This is a genomic window from Mesorhizobium sp. WSM3626, assembly GCF_000513935.1.
Lineage (GTDB): Bacteria > Pseudomonadota > Alphaproteobacteria > Rhizobiales > Rhizobiaceae > Mesorhizobium > Mesorhizobium salmacidum.
Genome location: NZ_AZUY01000028.1, coordinates 49,592 through 75,590, shown reverse-complemented (window position 1 = coordinate 75,590; position 25,999 = coordinate 49,592). Strand labels below are relative to the sequence as shown.

Annotated in this window: 23 protein-coding genes and 1 pseudogene; 6 read left to right on the top strand and 18 right to left on the bottom strand. The window is 63.3% G+C overall.

Translation table 11 applies throughout. The features are described from left to right. On the top strand, positions 1–459 hold a 459-nt coding region (locus M653_RS0119515; protein WP_027144844.1), incomplete at its 5' end, for a DUF1236 domain-containing protein. A gap of 179 nt (positions 460–638) precedes the next feature. Here the strand turns inward: M653_RS0119515 and M653_RS0119510 are convergent. Further along, entirely contained in the window at positions 639–1,250 is a 612-nt protein-coding gene (locus M653_RS0119510; RefSeq protein WP_027144843.1) for an alpha-ketoglutarate-dependent dioxygenase AlkB, read from the bottom strand. A gap of 169 nt (positions 1,251–1,419) precedes the next feature. On the opposite strand from M653_RS0119510, the gene M653_RS0119505 reads away from it, so the two are divergent. Both M653_RS0119505 and M653_RS0119500 read left to right on the top strand, forming a co-directional pair. Further along, positions 1,420–1,857 (top strand): GFA family protein, encoded by a 438-nt coding sequence (locus M653_RS0119505; protein WP_027144842.1) that lies wholly within the window; start codon positions 1,420–1,422, stop codon positions 1,855–1,857. A 71-nt stretch (positions 1,858–1,928) separates the two neighbouring features. Continuing rightward, positions 1,929–2,129, top strand: coding sequence for a KTSC domain-containing protein (locus M653_RS0119500; RefSeq protein WP_027144841.1), 201 nt, complete (start codon positions 1,929–1,931; stop codon positions 2,127–2,129). 18 nt (positions 2,130–2,147) lie between these two features. Here M653_RS0119500 and M653_RS0119495 read toward each other — a convergent pair whose 3' ends face one another. The 8 genes from M653_RS0119495 to cyoA all read right to left on the bottom strand — a co-directional run bounded on the left by M653_RS0119495 (position 2,148) and on the right by cyoA (position 10,419). Beyond that, the gene (locus M653_RS0119495) at positions 2,148–3,410 is read right to left on the bottom strand and encodes a DUF763 domain-containing protein (protein ID WP_027144840.1); all 1,263 of its coding nucleotides are present in this window, start codon (positions 3,408–3,410) and stop codon (positions 2,148–2,150) included. Positions 3,411–3,546: 136 nt separating this feature from the next. Continuing rightward, complete coding sequence (locus M653_RS0119490; RefSeq protein WP_198028811.1) at positions 3,547–4,083, bottom strand: response regulator transcription factor; 537 nt, start codon at positions 4,081–4,083, stop codon at positions 3,547–3,549. Further along, complete coding sequence (locus tag M653_RS0119485) at positions 4,073–5,425, bottom strand: ATP-binding protein (RefSeq protein WP_027144839.1); 1,353 nt, start codon at positions 5,423–5,425, stop codon at positions 4,073–4,075. The genes M653_RS0119490 and M653_RS0119485 overlap by 11 nt, the downstream gene beginning before the upstream one ends. Next, positions 5,422–6,222, bottom strand: a complete 801-nt coding sequence (locus tag M653_RS0119480; RefSeq protein WP_084636768.1) for an SURF1 family protein — start codon at positions 6,220–6,222, stop codon at positions 5,422–5,424. Before M653_RS0119480 ends, M653_RS0119485 begins: the two co-directional genes overlap by 4 nt. Continuing rightward, entirely contained in the window at positions 6,219–6,596 is a 378-nt protein-coding gene (gene cyoD, locus M653_RS0119475) for a cytochrome o ubiquinol oxidase subunit IV (protein WP_027144837.1), read from the bottom strand. Before cyoD ends, M653_RS0119480 begins: the two co-directional genes overlap by 4 nt. Next, entirely contained in the window at positions 6,593–7,219 is a 627-nt protein-coding gene (gene cyoC, locus M653_RS0119470) for a cytochrome o ubiquinol oxidase subunit III (RefSeq protein ID WP_027144836.1), read from the bottom strand. The genes cyoD and cyoC overlap by 4 nt, the downstream gene beginning before the upstream one ends. 10 nt (positions 7,220–7,229) lie before the next feature. Then, a complete protein-coding gene (cyoB, locus tag M653_RS0119465) occupies positions 7,230–9,227 on the bottom strand; it encodes a cytochrome o ubiquinol oxidase subunit I (RefSeq protein WP_027144835.1) in 1,998 nt (665 codons plus the stop codon). Positions 9,228–9,237: 10 nt separating this feature from the next. After that, a complete protein-coding gene (cyoA, locus tag M653_RS0119460; protein WP_027144834.1) occupies positions 9,238–10,419 on the bottom strand; it encodes a ubiquinol oxidase subunit II in 1,182 nt (393 codons plus the stop codon). 206 nt (positions 10,420–10,625) lie between these two features. On the opposite strand from cyoA, the gene M653_RS0119455 reads away from it, so the two are divergent. Next, on the top strand, positions 10,626–11,948 hold the full coding sequence (locus M653_RS0119455) for an MFS transporter (RefSeq protein WP_032935629.1): 1,323 nt from the start codon (positions 10,626–10,628) through the stop codon (positions 11,946–11,948). 296 nt (positions 11,949–12,244) lie between these two features. On the opposite strand, the gene M653_RS0119450 is transcribed toward M653_RS0119455, so the two are convergent. Next, complete coding sequence (locus M653_RS0119450; protein WP_027144832.1) at positions 12,245–14,314, bottom strand: NAD(P)-binding protein; 2,070 nt, start codon at positions 14,312–14,314, stop codon at positions 12,245–12,247. 221 nt (positions 14,315–14,535) lie between these two features. On the opposite strand from M653_RS0119450, the gene argE reads away from it, so the two are divergent. Further along, complete coding sequence (gene argE / locus M653_RS0119445; RefSeq protein ID WP_027144831.1) at positions 14,536–15,696, top strand: acetylornithine deacetylase; 1,161 nt, start codon at positions 14,536–14,538, stop codon at positions 15,694–15,696. 15 nt (positions 15,697–15,711) lie between these two features. Here the strand turns inward: argE and M653_RS0119440 are convergent, their stop codons facing one another. The 5 genes and pseudogenes from M653_RS0119440 to M653_RS0119420 form a co-directional block, all read right to left on the bottom strand. Beyond that, complete coding sequence (locus tag M653_RS0119440; RefSeq protein ID WP_027144830.1) at positions 15,712–16,647, bottom strand: LysR family transcriptional regulator; 936 nt, start codon at positions 16,645–16,647, stop codon at positions 15,712–15,714. A gap of 49 nt (positions 16,648–16,696) precedes the next feature. Then, positions 16,697–18,185: pseudogene (locus M653_RS1000000134565) on the bottom strand (aldehyde dehydrogenase). A 21-nt stretch (positions 18,186–18,206) separates the two neighbouring features. Continuing rightward, positions 18,207–18,881, bottom strand: a complete 675-nt coding sequence (locus M653_RS0119430) for a DUF1028 domain-containing protein (RefSeq protein ID WP_027144829.1) — start codon at positions 18,879–18,881, stop codon at positions 18,207–18,209. Between the two features lie 5 nt (positions 18,882–18,886). Beyond that, the gene (locus M653_RS0119425) at positions 18,887–19,351 is read right to left on the bottom strand and encodes a RidA family protein (protein ID WP_027144828.1); all 465 of its coding nucleotides are present in this window, start codon (positions 19,349–19,351) and stop codon (positions 18,887–18,889) included. 44 nt (positions 19,352–19,395) lie between these two features. After that, a complete protein-coding gene (locus M653_RS0119420; protein ID WP_027144827.1) occupies positions 19,396–20,670 on the bottom strand; it encodes an NAD(P)/FAD-dependent oxidoreductase in 1,275 nt (424 codons plus the stop codon). 386 nt (positions 20,671–21,056) lie between these two features. Between M653_RS0119420 and M653_RS0119415 the strand changes: the two genes are divergently transcribed. Then, the gene (locus M653_RS0119415; RefSeq protein WP_027144826.1) at positions 21,057–22,676 is read left to right on the top strand and encodes a GMC family oxidoreductase N-terminal domain-containing protein; all 1,620 of its coding nucleotides are present in this window, start codon (positions 21,057–21,059) and stop codon (positions 22,674–22,676) included. A 114-nt stretch (positions 22,677–22,790) separates the two neighbouring features. Here M653_RS0119415 and M653_RS0119410 read toward each other — a convergent pair whose 3' ends face one another. The 3 genes from M653_RS0119410 to M653_RS0119400 form a co-directional block, all read right to left on the bottom strand. Then, positions 22,791–23,549 carry an ABC transporter ATP-binding protein gene (locus tag M653_RS0119410; protein ID WP_245262228.1) on the bottom strand — a complete coding sequence of 253 codons (759 nt, stop codon included), beginning with the start codon at positions 23,547–23,549 and terminating at the stop codon, positions 22,791–22,793. Between the two features lie 122 nt (positions 23,550–23,671). Then, positions 23,672–24,475, bottom strand: a complete 804-nt coding sequence (locus M653_RS0119405; RefSeq protein WP_027144824.1) for an ABC transporter permease — start codon at positions 24,473–24,475, stop codon at positions 23,672–23,674. A gap of 93 nt (positions 24,476–24,568) precedes the next feature. Beyond that, complete coding sequence (locus tag M653_RS0119400; RefSeq protein ID WP_027144823.1) at positions 24,569–25,552, bottom strand: ABC transporter substrate-binding protein; 984 nt, start codon at positions 25,550–25,552, stop codon at positions 24,569–24,571. Between the last annotated feature and the right edge of the window lie 447 nt (positions 25,553–25,999).

Below are 25,999 nucleotides of genomic sequence, written 5' to 3'. Positions count from 1 at the left end.
GACCAGCAGGCCCAGGACAAGACCAAGGTCCAGACCAATCAGCAGGCCCAGGGCAAGGCCGGCACCACGACCGACCAGCAGGCCCAGGACAAGACCAAGGTCCAGACCGATCAGCAAGCCCAGGGTAAGGCCGGCACTACGACGGACCAGCAGGCCCAGGGCAAAGCGTCCACGCAGGACAAGACTTCGACCGCTTCCATTAACAATGTGACGGTTGAACAGAAGACCCAGATCACTCAGGTAATCCGGGAAACCAAGGTCGAGCCGGTAGCCAGCGTCGACTTCGACGTCTCGGTCGGCATCGAAGTTCCGCGGCACAAGATCAGGCTGCATCGTTTGCCGGCCCGCATCGTCAAGCTCGTCCCGGCGTACGAGAGCTACGAGTATTTCGTCCTCGCCGACGGCCGGATCGTCATCGTCGATCCGGATACGTACAAGATCGTGCTGATACTGACCTAGAGCAATTCCCGGAAAGTGCGTAGCGGTTTCCCGGGAAAAGCACGTAGCGCTTTCCCTAGGGAATTGCGTAAAAACAAAGAGGTAGAGTACGAGATCATTCAACCCGCCCCGCCGTACGCGGGTCGGGTTGAGCGCTATGGGCGAGATGATGCGGAAAGCTTCCAGGCCTCAGCGCATGCTCAGGGATTCCGAGGCCGCAATGTCCGCAAGGTAATCGAGTAGCGATGCTCGGCAAGCGACGGGATGCTGTGCTCCCATTGCGACCGCGAAGGGCCCGTCATGAGATAGGCCGATCTCGGCTCGACCGTGATGGTCCGGCGGTCCCATCCAGACCCATTCTTGCGTCGAAGGCGAAAATCGCAGGGCGCCAGCAGCGAAACGCCCGCGACGTCTTCGAAATGAGGCTTGTCGCGGTGCCAGCCGATGCCGGCGCCGGGCCGGTATTCATTGATCAAGACCTGCGCGAAGGCTTCGGTGGGCCGGCGCGCAAAGGCCGCGACCTGCTCGCGCAAGGGCAACAGAAAATCAGGTATAGGCGGTGCGTCGACGACCTCGCGCCGGTCATAATCGTAGCGAAGGCCAAAACCGACGACACGCCGGTTTGCCAGATAGCCGTGGAAGTCGAAGGGTCTGAAGGGCAGTCCTTCAAGATGCCGGACGAGGTCGATTTCCTCTTGCGGTGTGATCAGTCCGGGCTGGTAGGCGAAACCCTCCGGTAGATCATCCTGAACGGCACCGAAGAGATCATACTGGGCCACACGGCCGGCTGTTTTCGGTTTGAGCGGCGACATTGTGCCTAGATGGTGAAGGCCAGACCGCAAGGCAATACAGGGGAACCGCGCTTGCTTGCCTCGGACACATCTCAACACCGGCGCAATGGAACGCTGGGACGGCGTGAAAGTTTAGGCAACGGCGGTTCCGTCGGGGGCCGCCGGACATGTTCCAGCCTTGGAGTGCCGGATGCCGCGCGTTGAAACCGGGGCCTGCTTTTGCGGGGCGATTGCCGCCGCCATGGACGGTGAGCCCTTCTGGATATGCTACGATCACGATGACGATTGCCGACGGGCGATCGGCAGTCCGCTCACCATCTGGGTCGGATATCGGCCGAGCCAGTTCCGCCTTTTGAAGGGAACGCCAAAGGCTTTCTCCAGGACGCCGGGCGTTGTCCGCACTTTCTGTCCCGAATGCGGGAGCTCGATAGGCTATAGCGACGAAGGCCTGCCGGACGAGCTCTACCTGACAATCGGGTTCTTCGACAGACCCGAAGGGCTGCGGCCACAGGCCCATGCCTATTGGAACCTCAGACTGCCGTGGGTCGACTTTGCCGACAAGCTGCCGCGTATCGATCGATATTCGAGGAAGCGCGACAGGAAGTTCGGCAATCCCCGCGACAGGTAGCGAGGTCGGGTGGCGGAACGGAACCGCACCATGCCTGGCGGGTTTATGTGGCTGAGCCGTCAGGTGCCAGCATGCCGTCGACCGCGATCCGAAACACGCAATACGATCCCGCGACCAGGACGCTCTCCGTCTGGTTCGTGCCGAGCGGCAACCGCTATGACTATGAGGACGTCGCACCGGCAACCTACGCCGCGTTCATGAAGGCTTCCTCGAAGGGGCGCTTCTTCAATGAATTCATTCGGGACCGTTACAGATACCGTCGCGTGGCGTGATGCGGCGCCAGCGGCCCATCATGCCTTCTTGTTCTGCTCGGCGGGCATCTGATCCGGCGCCGGCTCCCAACCAAAGACACTGCGGCCGCCAAGCAGATGCGACTGGTCGAATTCGCCGGCGACAATTTCCTTGAGGCTGGGACCGGTGACGTATCGCTCGACCTGCCGCGACTGATCGTCGAGCCGCCTCAATGCACCGATTTCCTCTTCGCGACCAAGCCTGGCCTTTTGCACAGCGGACTTCAGCACGCCGATCGTCTCGTCGTAGACCTTGAGCGGAACAGGGAAGGGATGCCTGTCCTTGCCGCCATGCGCCAGCGAAAAACGGCCCGGGTCCGAAAACCGGCAAGGCGCGCCATGCACCACTTCGGCAACGAGGGCCAGCGCCCGCACCGTGCGGGCGCCCACACCAGGAACAAGGAGAAGCTCGGCGAAATCGGCGGCACCTCGCTCGGCGGCCGCGGCCATGTTGCCGTGAAGGCGATGCATCACGACATCGCTTTCGCGGACATCATGGTGAGCCGGCATGACCAGATGCGGCAACAATGGCTGCGCCGGAGCCGGTGCGGTGCCGGGCTCCAGGGCGGCGAGTTCTCGAAGGATGCGGTCCGGCCCAAGATCCTGGAGCAGGTCAAGCTGTCCCTGGCGCGAGGCCTCGGCGCGCCGGTCGGTCAAATTGACGATCTCGCCCTGGTTGGCGCCTTCGATGGCGGCATGCGGCTGGTCTACGAAACTCTTCAAACCTTCGGACAGCCAATGATAGCGGCGCGCCACCTTGCTGTCGCCGTTCATGCCTTGCTGCACCACCACCCAGTCGCCATCGTCGGTGACGATGAAGCCGTGCAAATAGAGGTCGAAACCATCCTGAACGGCGGCGCTGTCCACCTTGGCGACAAGCCGGCTGGCCGTTGCCAGGCGCGCACCGTCGAAGCCGATACGCTCGCCGATGGCGGCAAGCTCATGCGGGGTTTTGCGCGAATGCGCGCCACGGCCGCCGCAGACGTGAATGCCGAGTTCGCCCGACAGCGGCGTGAGACCGCGTTTCAAGGCGCCGACGACGCTGGTCGTGATGCCGGAAGAATGCCAGTCCATGCCCATGACGGCGCCGAAGGACTGGAACCAGAACGGATGCGCAAGGCGTCGCAGCAATTCATTGCGGCCATAATGATGGATGATCGCCTCGCACATGACGGCGCCGAGACGCGTCATGCGATCGCCCAGCCATTTCGGCACACGCCCGCCGTGAAGGGGAAGATCAGCACTGCCCGATCGTTGCGCCACGTTTGCCTGCTCCTATGTCCGCGAATCTCAGAGAAATAGGTATCCTGGACCGGGCAAGGAAGCACTGAATGCTCGCACCCGGGTGGTCGATGAGCCAGACCGGGCTCGGTCCGGTCACGAGAGCAAAGGCGCTCTGCTATCTCACCACGCGCTTCTCGAGCTTGCGGGCAAGAGTGCGCCGGTGCAGGCCAAGCCGGCGAGCCGTTTCGGAGATGTTGAAGCCGGTTTCGACCAGCGTTTCGTGGATGCGCTCCCATTCCAGGTTCTTGATCGAGGTGGGTCGGCTGGAAAGCGGTACGGAAACATCGCCCTCGGCACGGCCGAAGGCGGCTTCGATGTCATCGGTGTTGGCGGGTTTCGCCAGGTAATGGCTCGCGCCGAGCTTGATTGCCTCGACAGCGGTGGCGATGCTGGCAAAGCCCGTCAGCACGACGATCCTGGTCGAAGCATCGCGGGCGCTGAGCAGCTTGACGCACTCCAGCCCGGAGCCGCCAGCCCCAAGCTTGAGATCGACGACGGCGCAGGCCGGAACAGCTGTTTCGAGGGCGCTGAGCAATGCATCCCGGTCGTGGCAGACGACCACGTCGTAGTCGCGCTTTTCGAAGGAGCGCTTCAGCGTTTTCGCGAAGGTCGCGTCGTCCTCGACGATAAACAGCGATCGATCAGGCCTCACGATCATCTCCATCGGTCAGCGCCGCCAGCGGCAGCGAAAGGGTAACACAGGCGCCCTGCTCCATGTTGCGCGCCGAAAAATCGCCACCCAGGTTCCGGACCACGTTCATGACGAGGAAAAGACCAAGACCGCCGCCTGGCCGTCCCTTGCTCGACATATAGGGTTGACCAAGTGCTGCCAGAATACCCTCGTCGAAGCCCAGCCCGCGATCGCGCACGGAGATCACCAGCTTGTCGCCCTGCCGCTCGGCAGTGACGCCAACCCAATCCTGCGATGCTTCCTGAGCATTGTCGAACAGGTTGAAGATGACCTGCTTCAGCGCCGTGTCGGACACGATCTGCTCGTCCGGGTCGAAATCGTTCTTGTATTCCAGCTTGGATGGCTGGCGACTGGTGCGCCATTCCTCGACCAGATCGTCGAGGAAACCGCGAATCGTCGTGCGTATCGTTCCCTCGCCCCTCGCCTGGCCGGAAGACATCAGGATCCCGGACACGATGCGCTTGCAGCGCTCGATCTGCGCCTGCATTTCGGCCACGTCGGCCGCCAGTTCGCGGTTGCGCGCAAGGGTGCGCATCTGGCGCCAGTCGGACAGGATGACGGATATCGTGGCAAGCGGCGTGCCGAGTTCGTGCGCGGCGCCCGAGGCCAGCAGGCCCATGCGCACGATGTGGTCCTCCTCGGCCGAGCGCTGGCGCAGATCGGCGAGATAGGCGTCGCGCTCGCGCAGATTGCGGTCGATGCGCGTCATGAAGATCACGATCAGTCCGGCCGCCAGCACGAAGCAGATGAACATGCCCCTGATATGCAGAGACAGGAGATCGCTGCCGCCATGATGCGGGATCGCGATCGGCTGGAAGAGGAAGATGAGGAAGACGAAGCAGGCCGAGGCAGCCGCCACGAGGATCCAGGTAAACCTTGGCGTCAGCAATACCGCGCCGAGCGTGATCTGCAAGAGATAGAGCGATACGAACGGATTGGACGCGCCGCCGCTCAGGTAAAGCTGCGTCGTCAGTGCCGCCATGTCGAAGATAAGCGCGACGAAGAGTTGGGTGTTGCTGATAGGCCTGATACCGCGCAGGACCAGCAGGCTGAAGATGTTGAGGCCCACCAGGAAAAGCACCACGCCGGCCATCTCCGCCAGCGGCAGTGGGATATCGAACCAGTATTCAGTCGCCAGAATGGTGAGCACCTGACCCGCCACCGCCAGCCAACGCAGCTGGATAAGCAGGAACAGGTTCTTCCTGTTTGTCGCATCGGTATGCGATACTGCCCCCTTCTTGCCGGCAAGGGATGCCGCCACCAGGGATTTGTCATGGCGATGCGCTTGCGTGGGAACGCTCATCTCGCGGGTCCTTGCCGCCGGCGGCGGCCGATCATCGGCCTGGCCAGGGCAATGGCGAGCATCGCAGCGAGCGTGAACCAGGTCAAAGCATAGACCAGGTGGCTGTTGCGGAAAGTCACGACGGTGAGCCCGCCGCGCGGCCAGCCCTCTATGCCGGATGCTTCCGCATCGACGAAATAGGGAGCGACATTGGTCGTCAGGCTGCGCGCGGTTGCGATGGCTGCGACGTCTCGCGAATACCAGCGATTGCCTGTGGCGTCGTTCTTGCGCAGAAAGCCGCCGCCGGGTTCGCTCATGCGCAACAGCCCGTCAATGACGACCGGCGCGGTTAGGCGGCCCCTCTCCCGCTCGAACTGAGCCTTGCGCTCCTGGGGAATGAAGCCGCGGTTGACCAGCACCACGAAGCCACGGTCGGTTCGCATCGGCGTCAGGACCCAATAACCGCCGCCAAGCTCCGTCACCGCCTGCACCAGCGTGTTGGCGTCGCCCAGATAACGTCCCGCCAATCGCACATGACCATACTCGAAACCGGCAGCGGTGATGCCGTTCCAGTTCTCCGGGCCAGGCGCATCGACAATCGGGGCATGAATGCGTTGGTCGACACGGGCAATCAAGTCGAGCTTCCAGATCCGCCTTTCCAGCTGCCATATGCCGAGCCCGACAAACACCAGCACGCCGAGAAGTCCGAGCAGCACAAGGACAAGGCGCGACGCGGACGATCCGCCGGCGTCCTCTAGCGGGACGGGACGTCCGATCGCCTCGATAGTTGTCCTCCCAGGGCCCGCCGCCAGGCTCATGGCATCTCACGCATGTCGTGTAGCCCCGGCATCATGTTGGCGTTGAGATGGTACATCACCCAGAGCGAGCCGGTCAGCACGATGACGACCAGGATCAGTGTGAAGATCAGCGCCAGCATCGACCATCCGCCTTCCGAGCCGGTGTTCATATGCAGGAAGAAGATCATATGGACCACGATCTGCACGACCGCGAAGGCCATGATGACGATGGCCGTGGCCTGCTTGTTGTCGATGGCGCCGGTCATGACCAGCCAGAATGGAATGGCGGTCAGGATCGCCGACAGGACGAAGCCGGTCAGATAGCCCCGGAACGATCCGTGTGCTGCTCCACCATGGGCGTGGCCGTGGCCCTCGGCATGATTATGAGCGCTCATCGCAACATCCCCATCAGGTACACGAAGGTGAAGACGCCGATCCAGACGACGTCGAGGAAGTGCCAGAACATGCTGAGGCACATCAGCCGGCGGCGGTTCGCCTCGATGAGGCCAAATCTCGCGACCTGTACCATCAGCGTCACCAGCCAGATGGTTCCGAAGGTGACGTGCAGGCCGTGCGTGCCGACCAGCGTGAAGAAGGACGACAGGAAGGCGCTGCGCTGCGGCGTGGCGCCTTCATGGATCATATGCGCGAATTCGTAGAGCTCGATCGACAGGAACGCCAGGCCGAACAGGCCGGTCACCGCAAGCCAGGCTTGCGTCGCCGCGACACGGCCCTTGTCCATGGTCAGCATGGCGAAGCCATAGGTGATCGAGGAGAAGAGCAGCATGGCGGTGTTGACCGCCACCAGATCGAGGTCGAACAGGTCCTTGGGCGCCGGCCCGGCCGCGTAATTGCCGCCAAGCACGCCATAGGCGGCGAACAGCATCGCGAAGATCAGGCAGTCGCTCATCAGATAGAGCCAGAAGCCGAGCATGGTGGAGCCGCCTTCGGCGTGCGCATGCTCTTCTTCCAGGTGGAAGACCGGTTCGGTGCCGGCCGTGATTGCCGTCGATGTCATGCTCAAACCCTTAGCCTTGAGCGGCGAGGAGTGTCGTCCTCGCCTCCTCCGTCTGCGTGACTTCGGACGCCGGAATGTGGAAGTCGCGGTGATAGTTGAAGGTGTGGCCGATCGCGGTGGCGATGAGGCAGACGAAGCTCAGCGCCGCCAGCCACCAGATGTACCAGATCAGGCCGAAGCCGAGCGCGACGCTGAAGGCGGCCAGGATGATGCCGGTGCCGGTGTTGCTGGGCATATGGATCGGCTTGAAGCCGGCGAGCGGCCTGATGTAGCCGGCCTGCTTCATGTCATACCAGGCATCGTTGTCGCGAATGACCGGCGTGAAGGCGAAATTGTAGGCAGGCGGCGGCGAGGAGGTCGACCATTCGAGCGTGCGGCCGTCCCAGGGATCGCCGGTCGTATCGGCAAGCGCCTCGCGCCTGCGGATGGAGACGAAGATCTGGATCAGGAAGGCGGCGATGCCGCAGGCGATCAGCACCGCGCCGAACGCGGCGATGACGAACCATATCTGCAGCGAGGGATCGTCGAACACGCGCATACGGCGCGTCACGCCCATCAGGCCGAGGATGTAGAGCGGCATGAAGGCGAACCAGAAGCCGACCACCCAGCACCAGAACGAGACCTTGCCCCAGAACGGATCGAGCTTGAACCCGAAGGCCTTGGGCCACCAGTAGGCAATGCCGGCGAACAGGCCGAACAGCACGCCGCCGATGATGACATTGTGGAAGTGGGCGATCAGGAACAGGCTGTTGTGCAGCACGAAATCCGCCGGCGGCACGGCAAGCAGCACGCCGGTCATGCCGCCGACGGTGAAGGTGAGCATGAAGGCCACCGTCCACATCATCGGCAGTTCGAAGCGGATGCGGCCCCGGTACATTGTGAACAGCCAGTTGAAGATCTTCGCGCCGGTCGGGATCGAGATGATCATCGTCGTGATGCCGAAGAAGGAATTGACGCTGGCGCCGGAGCCCATCGTGAAGAAGTGGTGTAGCCAGACGAGGTACGACAGGATGGTGATGACCACCGTGGCGTAGACCATCGAGGTGTAGCCGAACAGGCGCTTGCCGGAGAAGGTCGAGGTGACCTCGGAAAAGACGCCGAACAGCGGCAGGATAAGGATGTAGACTTCCGGATGACCCCATATCCAGATGAGGTTCACATACATCATCGGGTTGCCGCCGAAGTCATTGGTGAAGAAGTTGGTGCCGACATAGCGGTCGAGCGCCAGCAGCGAGAGCACCGCCGTCAGTACCGGGAAGGAGGCGACGATCAGCACGTTGGTGCAGAGCGACGTCCAGGTGAAGATCGGCATGCGCATCATCGTCATGCCGGGCGCGCGCATCTTGATGATCGTGCAGATCAGGTTGATGCCCGACAGCGTCGTGCCGACGCCGGCCACCTGCAGCGCCCAGATATAGTAATCTACGCCGACGTCGGGACTGTAGCCGATGCCGGAGAGCGGCGGATAGGCAAGCCAGCCGGTGCGGGCGAATTCGCCTACGAACAGCGAGGCCATGACCAGAATGGCGCCGCCGACCGTCATCCAGAACGAGAAATTGTTGAGGAACGGAAAGGAGACGTCGCGCGCGCCGATCTGCAGCGGCACGACGAAGTTCATCAGTCCGGTGACGAAGGGCATCGCCACGAAGAAGATCATGATGACGCCGTGGGCGGTGAATATCTGGTCGTAGTGATGTGAGTTCAGGTAGCCCTCGGAGCCATTGAAGGCGATGGCCTGCTGGAGGCGCATCATGATTGCGTCCGAGAAGCCGCGCAGCAGCATGATCAGGCCCAGCACCATGTACATGATGCCGATCTTCTTGTGGTCGACGCTGGTGAACCATTCGCGCCAGAGGTAGCCCCACAGCTTGAAATAGGTGATCACGCCGAGAAGCGCGATGCCGCCGAGCGCCACCGCGACGAAGGTGGCGACGACGATGGGTTCGTGCAGCGGCAACGAGTCCCAGGTGAGGCGGCCGAAGATGAATTTGGTCAGCGTATCGGGCATCGGCGGTCTCTCACAATTCACGCCGCAGCAGGCCGACGGTCGGCGTATCCGCCTCGGCGCTACGGCTGTCTGTCCCTGGCCGGAGCAGTCCCGCCCCGCGAAGCGGGGACAGGTTCTTCGCCGGCCAATAGGTCGGCCAGGCATCGCGGGAGGCGCGCGAGACGGCAGCGGCCTCTTCCGCGGTGCAGATGCTGGCGACATAGGAGGGATCGTTTCCGAACACCGCGCCGCGCCGGGCGAGCTTGTCATATTGCAGCGGCAAGGTGTTGCGCACACCCGCAAGACCGAGACCACCCTTGGCGTCGATCGACATCATCTCGTTCATGCACATCTTGCCGCGCTCGACGCACAGATTGAGGATGGCGCCATAAAGGGCGGGATCGACGGAGGCGTAGTGGCGGACCGGTTCGTTCTCGCTCGGCTTTTCGAGCTCGAGGTAACTGTCGCGGTTGAGCGCCGCCGACGCGGTCCTGGTCTGTGCCACCCACTGGTCGAAGGCCTGGTCGGACAGGCCGTGGAAGGCGAAGCGCATGCCCGAAAAGCCGGCGCCGCTGTAGTTGGCGGAGAAACCGCTATAAGTACCCTGTCGATTGATGACGGCGTGCAGCTTCGTCTCCATGCCCGGCATGGCATAGATCTGGCCGGCAAGGGCTGGAATGTAGAAGGAATTCATCACCGCCGACGAGGTGATGCGGAAATCGATCGGCTGGTTGACCGGCGCCGCCAGCTCGTTGACGGCGGCGATGCCGTAATCCGGATAGATGAACAGCCATTTCCAGTCGAGCGCCACGACCTCGACCCTGAGCGGCTTGTGAAGCTGGGTAACGGGCTGGCCGGCTTCGATCCGGTCGATCCGGCGGTATGGGTCGAGCAGGTGGGCGCCGAGCCAGGTCAGCGCGCCAAGGCATATGATGATCAGCAGAGGGGCTGCCCAGATCACCAGTTCCAGTTTCGTTGAATGATCCCAGTCGGGCGCATAAGTCGCCGAGGTGTTGGATTGCCGGTAGCGCCAGGCGAAAAAGACAGTCAGCGCCATGACCGGCACGATGATGATCAGCATCAGCAGAGTCGAGACCACCAGCAGGTCGCGCTGCTGGGCCGCGACATCGCCCGCCGGCGCGAGCACGACCATATCGCAGCCGCTCAACAGCCCGGCCAGGGGAAGCAGAAGCAAGGCTCCAAATCGTTTCATCAGACGCTGCCCTCGATGGACCGCCGCAACGCGTTGGGATGTTGCAGTGCGGTATCGATCAAGGGCTACTGCCGGCGGCGGCGTGGTGACATTGGACAATTTGTCCAATGCCCAGCCNGGGTGGGTCTGGCACAGTGTGCAGCGCACAATGGGATTGCCGCAGTTGGGTCCCAAATATTTCATTCCACGCGGTGACGACGGACAAGATGGCTCATACTTCGACTGGCGAAACAGACAGCGGGCTGATCGGCTCGGACCACGGCCAGGTCAGCGCGGGCGATATCGCGGTCGGCGTGATCGTCGGCAGGACGTCGGAATTCTTCGACTTTTTCGTCTATGCGATCGCGTCCGTCATCGTGTTCCCCAAGCTGGTGTTTCCGACGCACGATCCGCTCGTCGGAACGCTGTACTCCTTCGCCATCTTCGCGCTGGCCTTCATCGCCCGTCCGTTCGGTTCCGTTCTGTTCATGGCCGTCGACCGTGCCTACGGTCGCGGTGCGAAACTGACTATCGCGCTGTTCCTGCTCGGCACCTCGACCGTCGCCATCGCGTTCCTTCCCGCCTATGGCGATATCGGCGTGCTTGCGATCTGGCTTCTGGCGCTGGCCCGTATCGGGCAGGGCGTGGCGCTTGGCGGGACCTGGGACGGCCTACCCTCGCTGCTGGCGCTGAACGCGCCGCGAAACCGGCGCGGCTTCTACGCAATGATCCCGCAACTGGGCGCGCCGATCGGCCTCATCGTGGCCAGCGCCCTCTTCGCCTTCTTCGTCGCCAATCTGTCGGCCGACGACTTCCTTGCCTGGGGCTGGCGCTATCCCTTCTTCGTCGCCTTCGCCATCAATGTCGTGGCCCTGTTCGCCAGGCTGCGCATTGTGGTGACGCCCGAATTCTCGAAACTATACGAGAGCGGCGACCTGCAGCCGACGCGCATAAGGGACACGATCAGGGCCGAAGGCCGCAACGTCATCGTCGGCGCGTTCGCGCCGCTGGCGAGCTTCGCCCTTTTCCACATGGTGACGGTGTTTCCGCTCTCCTGGGTATTCCTGTTCACCAATGAGGGACCGGCACGCTTCCTGGCGATCGAGGCGGTGAGCGCGCTGTTCGGCATCGCCGCCATCGTCGCGTCGGGCCCACTTGCAGATCGTGTCGGACGCCGAGCGCTGCTCGGCGGTTCGGCGATCGCCATCGCGACGTTCAGCGGCTTTGCCCCACAGCTTCTGGATGGCGGTACCGTTGGCGAGATCCTGTTCATGGTGCTGGGCTTCATCCTGCTGGGGTTGAGCTTCGGGCAGTCGTCAGGCGTCGTCGCATCGAGCTTTTCGCGACACCATCGCTATACCGGCTCGGCGATAACCTCGGATCTCGCGTGGATGTTCGGCGCCGGCTTCGCTCCGCTCGCAGCTCTGCTGCTGGCCGGCAATTTCGGCCTCATCGCGGCGGGCGCCTACCTGCTCTCGGGCGCGGCCTGCACCTTGCTTGCCTTGTGGATTGATAGACGGCGTTCGGCCGCGGACCGTGCGGTAGACTGAACACTAAATGGCGGGAAGGGCGCCGTCACGCTCCTCCATGTCGAGCTGGACGGGGCCAGACCTGCCTCGTCATCCACAGTCAAGGACCGGCGCCGGAGACCGGCGCCGAGGTCGACCTGCGGGCCGAACCCGGGCATCTGCATTTCTTCGATCAGGAAGGGCGGGCGGTCTGATCTGCCGCGTCCCGGCGGTTCTACAGCATGTCGCGGCGAATAGGATTCGCCCGACCTGCTGTAGGCTTCTGATTTTATGCATGTCGTTGTCCCGGAACCGAGAACACTTCCGGGCAACATGCATTATTCCGCCGCCAGTGCGGCGACTTCCCGCCGAAACGGCAAGGCGTCGCCGATGTCGGGTTCGTCCAGTTCGCGGGCGAAGCGATGGCCGGCATAGGTTGCCCAGGCGATGGGTCCCGGTGCTTCGGCATCGCCGATGACCTTGACTGAACGGATGCCGGCGTCGGCCCACTCGCTTTCCCGGGCCTTGAGATTGCGCCAAACGGCGTCGTCCTGATTGCGCGACGTGACCAGTACGACGGCATCGGCCGCCAGATCCTGTTTCGCGCCGGTGTAGACGCAAGCCGTCACGACACCGCCCGAAGCGATACTCGTGACGGTCCTGTTGAGCACGATATCGACCCCGAGTTCAGCCAAGCGGCGGTGAATGGCACCTTGCTCCAGCGTGTTGCGGGTCCAGTCCGAGACATAGGCCGATGGCGTCACCAAGATCACCTTCGTTCCCTGACGCGCCATCAGCTCCGCGAGAACGCCGCCCATGTAATAGTGGTCGTCATCGAACAGCACGACGTTGCCATCTGGAACCTTGCCGGCCATCAGATCGTCGGGCGTAAGGACCGGCATCGCGGCGTCGATCGGCATCGGCACGACATGGGCACGCGCGACGCCATCACGGCGCCAGGTCGATCCGGTGGCGATGGCGATGTTCTGGAAGCCGAAGGACAGGATGTCATCCGCCGCCAGCCGGCTTTCGAAATAGATGTCGACATCAGGCATCTGGCCGAGCTGATACTGCCGATAGTCGCGCACCCTGCCCCAGGCCGACAGGCCTGGAAGTTTGCTTTCGCGCGCCACACGCCCGCCGAGCTCGGTGCCAGCTTCCGCGATGGCCACTTTATAGCCGCGCAGGCCAAGCGCACGGGCAGCCTCCAGTCCGGCAGGCCCGGCGCCGACGATCAGCACGCTGTCGCTGTCGCCCTTGGCCTGCATGCGCTCCGGATGCCAGCCCTTGCGCCATTCCTCCATGAAGGTCGGGTTCTGCGTGCAGCGAGAGATCGACATGGTCATGTCGCCGGTGATGCAGATGTTGCAGCCGATACATTCGCGGATGTCCTCGATGCGGCCCTCCTCGACCTTCCTCGGCAGGAAGGGATCGGCGATCGACGGACGGGCGCAGCCGATGAAGTCGAGCGTTCCCGACCTGATCATCCTGACCATCACGTCGGGTGAAGTGAAGCGGCCGACGCCGACGACCGGCTTCGAGGTGAGATTCTTGATGCCCGACACCAGGCTTTCCTGCGCCGCCTCGTCCTTGAAGCGCGACGGGCCCGAGCAATCCTCCCAGGCGCCGTGCGCGAGATCCCACAGGTCAGGCAGTTCGGCATGCATCTCGATCATGTCGCGGACTTCCGAATTGGCGAAGCCGAGCTCGCCGATCATCTCGTCCAGCGACAGCCTGAGCGTCAGGCCGCACGTGTCGCCGATCGCGTCGCGCCCTTCTTCGATCAGCTCGCGCATCAGCCGCGAACGGTTTTCCAGCGAGCCCCCATATTCGTCGACGCGCTGGTTGGTGGCGGTCGACAGGAAATGCTGGATGATGCCGAAGCCGTGCGCGCCATAGAGGCATACCAGGTCGAAACCCGCCTGCTTCGCACGTTTGAAGGCATTGCGGTGCCAGCGGCGCAAATCGCGAATATCCTGCTTGTCCATGGCGCGCGCCTGAACCGGATCGTTGGTGAAGGTGTGGATCGGCAGGGCCGACGGCCCGCGCGGCACCTCCTTGCTGTAGAGGTTGGGACCGTTGATCCCGGAATAGGCGAGCTGGATGCCAGCCAACGCGCCGTGCTCGTGCATGGCCTTGGCCATCTTGGCCAAAGCCGGAATGTCGGCGTCATCCCATAGCCGCAGTTCGATGAAGGGCGTGATCTCGGAAGTGTGGTGCATTTCCGTCTGCTCGGTGAAGATGACGCCCCAGCCCCCTTCGGACTTGACGCGGCGCATCTCTGCCGCAGCGGACGGATCGCGATAGCCGCCGCCATTGCAATGCGGAACCTGATAGAAGCGGTTCTTGGCCGTCACCGGGCCTATCTTCATCGGCTCGAACAGGATGTCGTAGCGTGGGTCGCGCATGGTGCTTCCTCCGAGCCGGCTCGGCACTCCCGGTGCTGCCGAAACTACTCATAAATTGGAGCCGGCGCGGGAAAACTACGGATTTCTTCTGTGCCGATTAGGACGCGCCTAATCGCGGCGCTGGGGCGGAGTAGTCTGTTGAACCGGAACTGAGCTAAATGCGACTTCAGAGCATCGGCGGCATGATGCTAGATAGCCAGGACCCTACCGAGAGACAGAAAATGGACACTATCAGGATCTTCGAACGGCTGATCGCTTTCCCGACGGTGAGCCGCGACTCCAACCTCGATCTGATCGGGTATGCGGCCGACTTGCTCGAGGCGAGCGGCGTTGCCTGCCAGATCGTCCACAGCGCGGACGGGCACAAGGCCAACCTCTTTGCCACCATCGGCCCGGCCGGCAGGCCCGGTGTCATGCTGTCCGGCCACACCGATGTAGTCCCCGTCGACGGCCAGAACTGGACGCTGCCGCCTTTCGAAATGACCGAGCGCGAGGGCAAGCTTTACGGACGCGGCGCTGCGGACATGAAGGGTTTTGTGGCCTCCGCGCTCGCCGCCTGCATCAGGGCTTCCACGATGGCGCTTCGGACGCCGTTGCATCTGGCGCTCTCCTATGACGAGGAGGTCGGCTGCCTGGGCGTGCGCGACCTGATCGAAATGCTGAGCGCGGCGCCGCAACGCCCGCTGCTGTGCATCGTCGGCGAGCCGACCAACATGCAGGTGGCGACCGGGCACAAGGGCAAGCTTGCCGCTCGCGCCGTCTGCAGGGGACGCGAAGGCCATTCGGCGCTCGCCCCGCTGGCGCTCAATGCCATCCACCTCGGCTGCGATTTCGTGCGTGCCTTGCGTGACGAACAGGAACTATTGGCCCGCGACGGCGCCCGCGACGGCGACTACGACATCTCCTACACGACGGTTCATGTCGGCAAGATCAATGCCGGCGTCGCGCTCAACATCGTGCCCAACCTCTGCCAGGTCGATTTCGAGATCCGCAACGTTGCCGCCGACGATGCCGCCGGCATTCTGGACAGGCTGCGCGACGCCGCGGCACGCATTGCTGAGGACGCCGTTTCGATCGCGGCCGAGGCCGCAATCGAAATCGAGATCATCAACACCTATCCGGGCCTCGACACGCCGGCCGCATCGGAGGCGGTGGCCTTCGTCAAATCGCTGACCGGCGCCAATGACACGATGAAAGTCGCGTTCGGCACGGAAGGCGGATTGTTCAGCCGCGATCTCGGCACGCCTGCCGTCGTCTGCGGACCTGGCTCGATGGCGCAGGGACACAAGCCGGATGAATTTGTCAGCGTCGAACAGCTGCGGCGTTGCGACGGGATGCTGGACAGATTGCTCGGACGGCTCACGGACGGCTGGCCGTCGTGATCCGCACGGCAGCCCTCACTTCACGATGCGCTCGGTGCCGAAGACGCCCTGCTCGACGACGAAGCGACGACAGTGGTCGATGAACGCCTGCACCGTCAGCGTGCGATGCTCTGCGTTCGGCAAGGCAATTCCTATTGTGAGCGGCCTGAGGTCCCCCAGCAGAGGCACGAAGACAAGCAATTTGCCGTCCGGCGACATGGTGTTGAGCGGCCGCATATTGGCGATGCCGTAGCCGAAGCCATTGGCGACCATCGAGCGCATCACGGCGATGTCGCCGGTGCGCTCGACGATCTTGGGCCGCAGGCCCCTGGGCTGGAAAGCCGACAGGAAATATTCCCTGCTGTAGGGCAGATCAAGCAGCACCATCGGCTCATCGACCAGCTCCTCGGGCGTGATGCCTGCCCTCGCCGCCAGGCGATGCGCGGCCGGTAGCATCACATAGGCCGGCAACTGCATCAGCGGCTCGAAGGTCATGTCCTGCGACAGCTCCAGATCGTAGGTCAGCGCGGCATCTATTTCGCCACGCTGCAGCATCTCGAACAATTGCCCCTGGTTGCGCTCGAATTGCCGGACGCGCACATCGGGATAGGCATCCTCGAATTTCTTGCGCAGCGCCGGCAGCACGATCTGCGCGAAAGTGAGCAGGCAGCCGATCGCCAGCGGTCCGCGCACCTTTTCGGCGATATCGCCGGCAATGTCGTGCAGCGCGTCCGCGTCGTTGAGCAGGCGCGCGGCTTCCTTGAGGAACAGGCGCCCGCCCGCTGTCAGCGCCAGCGCATGCGAATGCTTACGCACGAAAAGCTGGACACCGAACTCGGCTTCGAGCTGAGCGATCGACGCCGAGATCGACGGCGGCGAGACATTCACCTGCTCGGCCGCCTTGGCGATCGAACCCGCTTCGCCAACGGCGACGAAATATTCAAGTTGTCTGAGCGTGAAGCGGAGGGGCATGGTGGCTATGTTGCCGGTTTGCAGCCGGCGATCAAGTCGCGGCCGATTCTCAATACTTGATCCAGGTGGTCTTCAGCGCGGTGTATTTGTCGAGCGCATGCAGCGACAGGTCGCGCCCGAAGCCGGACTGCTTGAAACCGCCAAAGGGAGTCATCGGGCTCAGCGCATCGACCGTGTTCACGGAAACCGTGCCCACGCGCAGTCTTTCCGCGAGGCGATGCGCCCGCGACAGGCTGTCGGTCCACAGCGATGCGGCCAGGCCGTAGACGCTGTCGTTGGCGATGCGAAGCGCTTCGTCTTCGGTGTCGAAGGCGATCACCGACAGGACCGGACCGAATATCTCGTCGCGGGCAAGCGGGTCGTCGGGCGAGACCTCATCGAAGATCGTGGGCTGCACAAAACTGCCGCGCCCGTCGACGGCGACCCGGTCGCCACCGGTCACCAGCCGTGCCGACTTCTTGCCGCCATCGATGAAACGCATGACGGTCGCGGCGTGGCGCGCGTCCACCATCGCACCCATCCTGGATGCTGGGTCGAGCGGATCGCCGGGCTGGGTCGCCGCTGCCCGCCGCACCAGTTTCTCGACCAGCGCATCCTTGATGCCGCGCTCCACCAGAAGCCGGGAATTGGCCGAGCATACCTGCCCCTGGTTGAAGAAGATGCCGAGGGCGGCCATGTCGGCGGCCGCATCCAGATCGCCGCAATCGGCGAACACCAGATTGGGGCTCTTGCCACCGGTCTCCAGCCAGACCTGCTTCATGTTCGACTGGCCGGAATATTGCAGGAACATCTTGCCGACAGCGGTCGATCCGGTGAAGGCAAGGCAATCCACCCATATGGCGGCCAAGCGCCTGGCCGGCCGTCTCGCCGAGGCCGGGCACCACATTGAGCACGCCCGCCGGCAAGCCCGCCTCCATGGCGAGTTCGGCCAGCCTGAGTGCCGAGAGAGGCGACTGCTCTGCGGGTTTCAGCACCACCGAATTGCCCACGGCCAGCGCGGGCGCGCATTTCCAGGTTGCCATGTCGAGAGGAAAGTTCCATGGCACGACGGCACCCACGACCCCAAGCGGCTCCCGCCGTGCCAAAGCGAGGTCACCCCACCCCGTCGGCGCCACCTCGTCATAGGTCTTGTCTATCGCTTCTGCATACCACTGGAAGATCGCCGCCGATCCCGGCACGTCGATGGTCGCGGCGTCCTTGACAAGCTTGCCCATATCCAGTGATTCCAGCAGCGCGAGCTCCTGCACGTTCTCGCGCAGCAATTCCGCCAGCCGCAGCAGCACCTTCTTGCGATGCTGGGGGCTCGCTCGCGACCAGACGCCGGCTTCGAAGCTGCGGCGCGCGGCAGCGACGGCAAGGTCGATGTCCTCTTCGCCGCAGGAGGCCACCTCGGCGAGCGTTGCTCCCGTAGCCGGATTGATGCTGGTGAATGTTCGGCCTGAGCGCGCGGGCATCGTTTTGCCGTCGATGAAAGCCCCGTCGCGAAAACGGATCGCCGACGCCTTGGCGATCCAATCCTTATGACTGAGTTCGCTCATGCTGGCTCCAGATTGTCGGGACTACTCGTCACCGGGAACGCCGTAGCTCGGCGCGCCAGACGGATTGAGGGCGCGCGTGACATAGACATCAAGCTGGGGCTTGTAGATATCCCACAGCGTCGCCAGCTGCTCGATCGGACACTCCTCGCTCCAGTCGCAACGCAGGTCGGCGACGGGCCATGAGACATCGCGCACCAGTTTCATGCCGGCGGAGCGGACAGATCCCGCCTCGCCGCCGGCCCTGAGCGCGGCCCGCATGGTGGCGATCAGCCGGTCGCCTAGATCGCCTTCGGAGGCGAGAAAGGCGTCCACCATGGCTTGCGGAACCTTATCGCTGGCAAGCAGGTTGCCGCCGCAGGCGACGTCCTCGCCGCGCGCCTCGGCCCAGATGCCGAGCGCTTTCGGCCCCGAATGGATCGCGCTGCCGCCGGCCGCGTCGACCGTCAGAACCTGCCGGTATTCGCTGAAAGCGGCCGTACGCTTCAGGATCGCGACGGCCTCAGTGGCGGAGGCGCCCCGCGCCATCAGCTCCAGCGCTCGTGGCCCGAGCGTCGGGTCCGTGACGTTCTGGCTGGCAACCGCCCCGACGCCCGCCTGCGCATAGGCGCAGCGGGCCGCCACCGCCGGAGATGACGAGGATACCGCCACTCCGAACATGCCGGTGCGCCGGCACCGTGCGACGATGGAGAAGGTCATGGCGCTCAGTCCGGGATGATGGTTGCGCCATCATTCCGGATGATGGCTGTGTCATCATCCGGAATAACTGCGGTGCCGTCGATCTCGACCAGCCATTCCGGCCGCGCCAGGGCCGACACGACGAGGCCGGTCGAAACCGGATGCACGCCTTTGATGTATTCGCCCATCGTCCGGTAGACGGCTTCGCGATGGCGCACATCAGTCAGGTAGATCACCACCTTCACCAGATGCTCCATCGTCCCGCCGCATTCCTCGATGAGCTGCTTGATGTTCTGCATGACCTTGTGGGTCTGCTCGACCGGATCATGGCTCTCGATGGTGTTGGCGGTGTCGAGATCCTGCGGGCACTGGCCGCGCAGATAGATCGTGCGGCCGCCCCGCGTGACGACCGCCTGGCACAGATCGTTGTCGAGCTTCTGCTCGGGATAGGTATCCTTGGTATTGAAGGTGCGAATTCGCGTATGCGCCATGTTGGTCTCCATCAGGTCGGGCTCGCAGCTGTCGTCGGCTTTGGTCAGGCGTCCACGGCCTCGCGCTTCGCGGCGGCATGGTAGGCCAGATATTTGCGCTGCGTCGAAATGCGGTCGGCCACGTGCTTGGCGTCGTGCCATACGCCCCAGATGAAGCTGGAACCTCTTCGCGACTGCCAGGGCAGCCCCAGGAAATAGATTCCTGGCTCGATCGAGACGCCGCGGTGGTGCCTGGGCCGGCCCTTCTCGTCAAAGGCGTCGACCTTCAGCCAGCTGTAGTCGGCGGCAAAGCCCGTCGCCCAGATGATCGCCGCTATCCCGGCCTTGGCCAGGTGCAGTTCGCCGATCGGATTGGTCATGCATTCCGGATCCGGTTCGATCCGGCGGGCAGCGGGCTCTTCCGGAAGGTCGAGACCGTTGCGTGCGACATAGGCGTCGGCTTCATCCAGCAGCGACATCAGGCTGGCGTCGCCGCGAGCAATGTTTTTCGCAAGATCAGGCGCGAAGCTCATCAGCCCATCCTGGTATGTCCTTGTCATGCCGACCAGGGTAAGCCCCTGCGCCGCCAGCCGGCGGAAATCGATCGTTTCACCGCCGCGCGCGCCGCTCACCGCGATCGTGACATGTTCCGTGCCGGGTCCTGGGGTTTCGAGGTCCCATTTGCCGAGAACGCCCAGCCACCAACAGAAGTCGCGCCCGCGATAGGCCCGCGGCGGGCGGTCATGCGGGCCGACCGAAAGATAGACGCGCCTTCCCGCGCGCTGGAGCTCGTCCGCGATCTGCACGCCCGATGATCCCGCTCCGACCACCAGCACACCGCCCTTTGGCAATTTCGCGGGATTGCGGTACGCGCTGGAATGGATTTGCAGGATACCCGCCTCCTCGGGGACAACGGGCGGAATGACCGGGATCTGGAATGGTCCGGTGGCGGCAACGACGCTGTTGGCCTCGATCACGCCCTCGGACGTCTCGATGCGGAAGCCGGGCCGACCGACATTTCTTTGCACGAGTTTGACTTCCACGCCGCTGCGGATCGGCGCATCGATCTGCTTGGCGTAAGCGACAAAATAGTCGGCGACCTCGTCCTTGGAGGGAAAGCCGTCGGGGGCCGTCCGCGGAAACTCCATGCCCGGGAAGCGATCGTGCCAGGCCGGGCCGTTGGCAACCAGGGAGTCCCATCGCTGCGTGCGCCAGCGCTCGGCGATGCGGCCACGTTCGAGGACGAGATGAGGCACTCCGCACTTGCTCAGGTGCTCGCTCATGGCCACCCCCGCCTGGCCGCCGCCAACGACAAGCGTGTCTATCGTCTCAACCGACATGCCCAGTCCTCTTCTGACCATTCGACAGCTCCCGCCGCACGGATGAAACCGATTTCCGGCGGCTGGCGGATGCAGCCCCGGGTGATCCATTTCACCGTATTCCAGACAGGCCGCGCGTCATTCGGTCGTCTCGTTATTGGCGCTCACAAGTAGCAGCACGTGCCGGTGGGCGCCCATAACGAATCTCCGAAGTCACGCGTAACCATTTCCGAATTTCTCACGCCGATAGACGCATCTACAGTTTCAGCGGTCGGACCCGCAGCGCCGCACGATGTGGCGGGCGAAGCCGGGCATGTGTCGGCACGGAACTGGTTGCGGAACAGGATGCGCTACCGCAGCGGCCCGTTCCGCAATGCCTCGAGCGCCGGCATTCTCGAGGGGCTGGCATGAAGACCGAGAGCTATGATTACATCGTCGTCGGCGCGGGGTCGGCGGGCTGCGTGGTGGCCAATCGGCTGAGCGCCGATCCGTCGGTCAGGGTGTGCCTGATAGAGGCCGGCGGCAGTGATAACAGCCCGCGGGTAAGGGTGCCGGCAGGCATCCTGTCGCTCTATGGCAACCCGAATTACGACTATTGTTTCGTCGGCGTGCCACAGCCCCATCTCAACAACCGCAGCATTCCGGTCAACCGGGGCAAGACGCTGGGCGGATCGAGTTCGATCAACTCGATGGTCTATATTCGCGGCTCCGCGGACGACTATGACGAATGGGCAGCGCTCGGCTGCGCCGGCTGGGCCTACAGCGACGTGCTGCCTGTGTTCAGGAAGCTGGAGCGCAACCTGATCGCCCAGGACCCGCGCTATCACGGCACGGACGGCGAGCTTATGGTCGACAATCCGCGTGATCCGAACGTGCTCTCCAGGATGTTCGTCAGGGCTGGCGAACGTGCCGGCCTGCCCGCCAACGAAGACTTCAATGCAGAGAGCCAGTTCGGCGTCGGGATCTACAACGTCACGCAGAATCGGGGCGAGCGCTTCAGCAGCTTCACCGCTTTCATGCGTCCGGTCCTCGATCGCAGGAACCTGACGCTGCTCAGCGCATGCGAGGTGATCGACCTTGTCATCGCCGAAGGGCGCGCGACTGGACTGCGCGTGCGCCACGATGGCCAGCAGAAAATATTCGCGACCAGCCGCGAGATCGTACTCTGCGCCGGGGCCATCAACTCGCCCAAGATCCTGATGGCGTCCGGCATCGGCCCCGCGGACGAGCTGCGGCAAATCGGCATCACGCCGGTTCTCAACCTGCCGGGTGTCGGCAAGAACCTGCAGGACCATGTCGACGGCATGATCACCGTGCGCTCCAGGAGCACCAGGACGCTCGGCCTGTCGCTTGCCAACCTGCCCCGCATCACGGCAGCGCCCTTCCAGTATTTCGCGCGGCGAAAGGGGATGCTCACCACCAATTATGTCGAGGCCGGTGGCTTTGCGAGAACCAGGCATGCGAACGGCCTGCCCGACATTCAGTTCCACTTCGTGCCGGGCTATCGCAGCCATCGCGGCAGGCTCATCGAATATGGCCACGGCTATGCCATTCACACCTGCGTGCTCAGACCGAAAAGCGTGGGCGAGATCAGATTGTCACGGGACAGTTCTCGCCGCGATGTTCTCATCGACCACCGCTTCTTCGCCGATGAAGACGACGCCATGGTGCTTGTCGAAGGCATCAAGATCGCGCGCAAGATCCTCGCCGCATCCGAGTTCGATCCGGTGCGTGGCAAGGAAATGCTTCCGGGCAAGAATATCCGCAGCGACGACGAGATCCTCGCTTATCTGCGCGCCGAAGCGCTGACCGTCTACCACCCTGTCGGGACCTGCAAGATCGGGACGGACGCGATGGCGGTCGTCGATCCGGCGACGCTGAAAGTGCGAGGCGTGGATGGGCTCCGGGTCGCGGATGCGTCAGTCATGCCGAAGCTGATCGGCGGCAACACGAACGCGCCAAGCATGATGATCGGACAGAAGGCTTCGGAGATGATCCTGGGCTCGGCGCATCACGGCGAAAGGTAGGGATCCGCCCCGCCTTTCGAATGGGTCCGCTCGACGTTTGGTAGCACGCTGTTTTCCCAAAAACCGCCGCAGACCCCTCGGGTCGAGCCCGGGCATGCGTTTGGGCGGGATGCATCAATGATCCTCGTCGATCTCGTCGTGCAAAAGGCCGAGGATGCGGCGCTTGAGCGCGATGAACTCGGGTTCGAGGATCACGTCCATTGAGCGCGGCTTGGGGATGTCGACCTTGATCTCGGCCTTGATCTTGCCGGGCCTGGCCGTCATCACCAGGACGCGATCGCCCAGGACGAGCGCCTCGTCAATATCGTGGGTAACGAACAGCACCGTCTTTTGCTGCCGCTCCCAGACGCGCAAAAGCAGTTTCTGCATGGTTCCGCGCGTCTGGCTGTCGAGAGCACCGAAGGGCTCGTCCATCAACAGAACGGCCGGATCGTTGGCAAGGGCGCGTGCGATCGCGACGCGTTGCTTCATGCCGCCGGAAAGCTGGGCGGGGTAGTGGTCGGCAAAGGGAGCGAGGCCGACTTCGTCTAGATACTGGTCGACGATCTGCTTGCGCCGCCCCGCCGGCAGGCCCTTGCGCTTGGGCCCATACTCGATGTTGGCGCGCACCGTGAGCCAGGGAAACAAGGTGTAGCTCTGGAACACCATGCCTCTGTCGGGACCGGGTTCGATCACTTCGCGGCCATCGACCTTGATGCTGCCCGAAGTCGCGTCATTGAGGCCGGCCGCAAGGTAGAGCAGGCTGGATTTGCCGCATCCCGAAGGGCCGACGATCACACAGAATTCGTTCTTGGCCACCTTCAGCGACACATCGTCCAGTGCCAGCACGCCATTGGCGTCGCCGTAACGCAATGTCACGTCCTCTACGGCCATCGTCGTGCCGGTCGAGCGCTGATCGCCAGTCGTCGCGGCCGAGCCGGCCAGATCATTCGCCTTGATGGTCTCGCTCATTGCTACCCTTGATCCGACCGCGGTTTGCGAGGTTGCGTTGAACATCAGGATGCCCATGGCGCGACCCTCGCCCGGATAATGCGGAACGCCGTGTCGGTGATAAGGCCCAGAAGCCCAATCGCGGCGATCGCCATGAAAATCACATCGACCTGAAAGCCTCGCATCGCCTTCAGGCTGATATAGCCGAGGCCGCTGGAAGCGGCGACGAGCTCGGCCACGACCAGATAGGTCCAGGCCCAGCCCATGGTGACGCGAAGCGTGTCGAGGATGGCTGGAAGCGCGGCCGGGAAAATGACGTGCCACACGGCTTCGCTGCGCTTGGTGCCCAGAGTGTAGGAGGCGTTGACCAAGTCCCTGGACACACTGCGCGCACAGTCGGAAATCATCACCAGCTGCTGGAAAAAGGTGCCGAAAAAGATGACCGCTATGCGCTGTTCGATCCCGATGCCGATCCAAAGGATGAACAGGGGCACGAAGGAGGTCACGGGCAGGTAGCGGATGAAATTGACCAACGGCTCCAGCGGCGCCTGCACCACCCGGTAGGTCCCCATCCACAATCCCAGCGGCACCGAGATCAGCGAGGAGACGATGAAGCCCAGGATCACCACCTTGGCGCTGGTCAAAGTGTGGTAAAAAAGGCTGCCGTCCAGAGACATGCGATAGGTCGTCTGCAGCACGGTTCCAGGCGTCGGCAGGAACATGTTCGGCACGACGCGGCCATAGGACAGCAGGGCCCAGCCGCCGATCACGACCACCCACATCGCCAGCGCGAGTGTTGTTGCCGTGCTGGCTGGAATGTTGGCGAATGGGGTCGTCAGGCGTGTCCACGCTGTCCGCCTTTGCGCCATGGGATGGCCTCCGTTGATGTTCTGAAGCGCGAAGCTCGGGCCTGCCGGGAAATCGGGGGCGGCCAGGCGGACCGACCCCGGTTTCTCGAAGGCTCACTGTTCCCTGATGAAATCGGTGTCGAGGATGGTTTTTGCGTCGATCGTCATCTTGAGCTTGCCGGCCTTGCCCCAGATGTCCTGCGCGAAGTTCACCAGCTCGGACGCCTCGCTCTTCTGCGGCGTGCCGAAGAATTCCAGGTTACGATCGCGGTCGTAATAGCGCACGCCCTTGGCGCCGGCCGCGAAATCCTCTGGCTTTTCGAGATAGCCGCCAATGCCCTTGGCCATGATCTCATAGGCTTTTTCCGGATTGGTCTTGATGTACTCGACCGCCTTGTAATAGCCCTTGACGAGGGCCTTTACGTCCTCGGGATGCTTTTCGATCAGATCGCATTTGAGGGCGATCACATCCACGATCAGGCCAGGGGTGGTCGTCGAATCGATCAGCACCTTTCCCTTGCCGCCCTTGCGGACTTCGGTGAGATGCGGCTCCCAAGTCACGGCGGCGGGAACCTGGCCGGCGATGAAGGCGGTCGCCGCGTCATCGGCGGTCATGTTGGTGATGGTGACGTCGTCCTCGGTCATGCCTTCCTTTTTCAGGAGCACATTGAACCAGAATTCGGAAACGGAGCCCTCGTTCAAGGCCACCTGCTGACCCTTCAGATCCTTGAGCGACTTGACGTCGGGCTGCGTGACGACGCCATCACCGCCGTGGCTGTCGTCGAGCGCCAGGACGTATTTGAAACAGAGATCGTCCGAGCGGTACTTCATCAGTTCGTCGACCGTGGAGGCGGCGCCATCGAGATCGCCACCGGCGACCGCCGCCATGTAAAGCGCTGATTCTTCTATAACCTTCAGGTCGACATCGACGCCGGCCTCCTTGAAGTAACCAAGGTCGCGGGCAAGAAAAAGCGGCCCGTAGCCCACCCAGGTCGTCATGCCAAGACGGATGGCGCCGGCGTTGGCAGGAGCGGCGAGTCCCAGGCCCAGCAAGCCTGCGCCGACCGCGCTCATCAGGCAGTTTCGAAATGTCTTCATTGTCGTGGTTCCCCTATGGCTGTTGCCGGCATCGGCCTGATTCTAGCGGCGTATGCCGGCTCTTGTTTTGGCAGCCGCTCTTGTTTGGGCGTCGCCTCCCAAGCGAGCCTTGCGTGTTCTAAGGTCCGCAAGAGAGCATTCGGGCCGGATCGCAAAAAGAAGTCTTTTTCTGCCCATTGCTTCGTCGAAACCGAAGCGCGGTCGATACCCAATCGGCTGCCTGGTTCTGGCCCCTCTTGCCGGTCCATTTCCGCCGGCTCCGTCAACGGAAGCGGCCTCGATGCCATGGCGCTCGGAACCGACGAGCGTCCCGTGCGGGAACTCGCTCCTGCAAAAGGACAGGAACCGACGCCGGCGGCCGGCGTTTTGCTGCCGCATGGACTTGCCGCACCGCGAAACCAGGGAACGGTGTTAGTGCCTGAAGGCCGCGGCTCGCGGGGGCAAGGC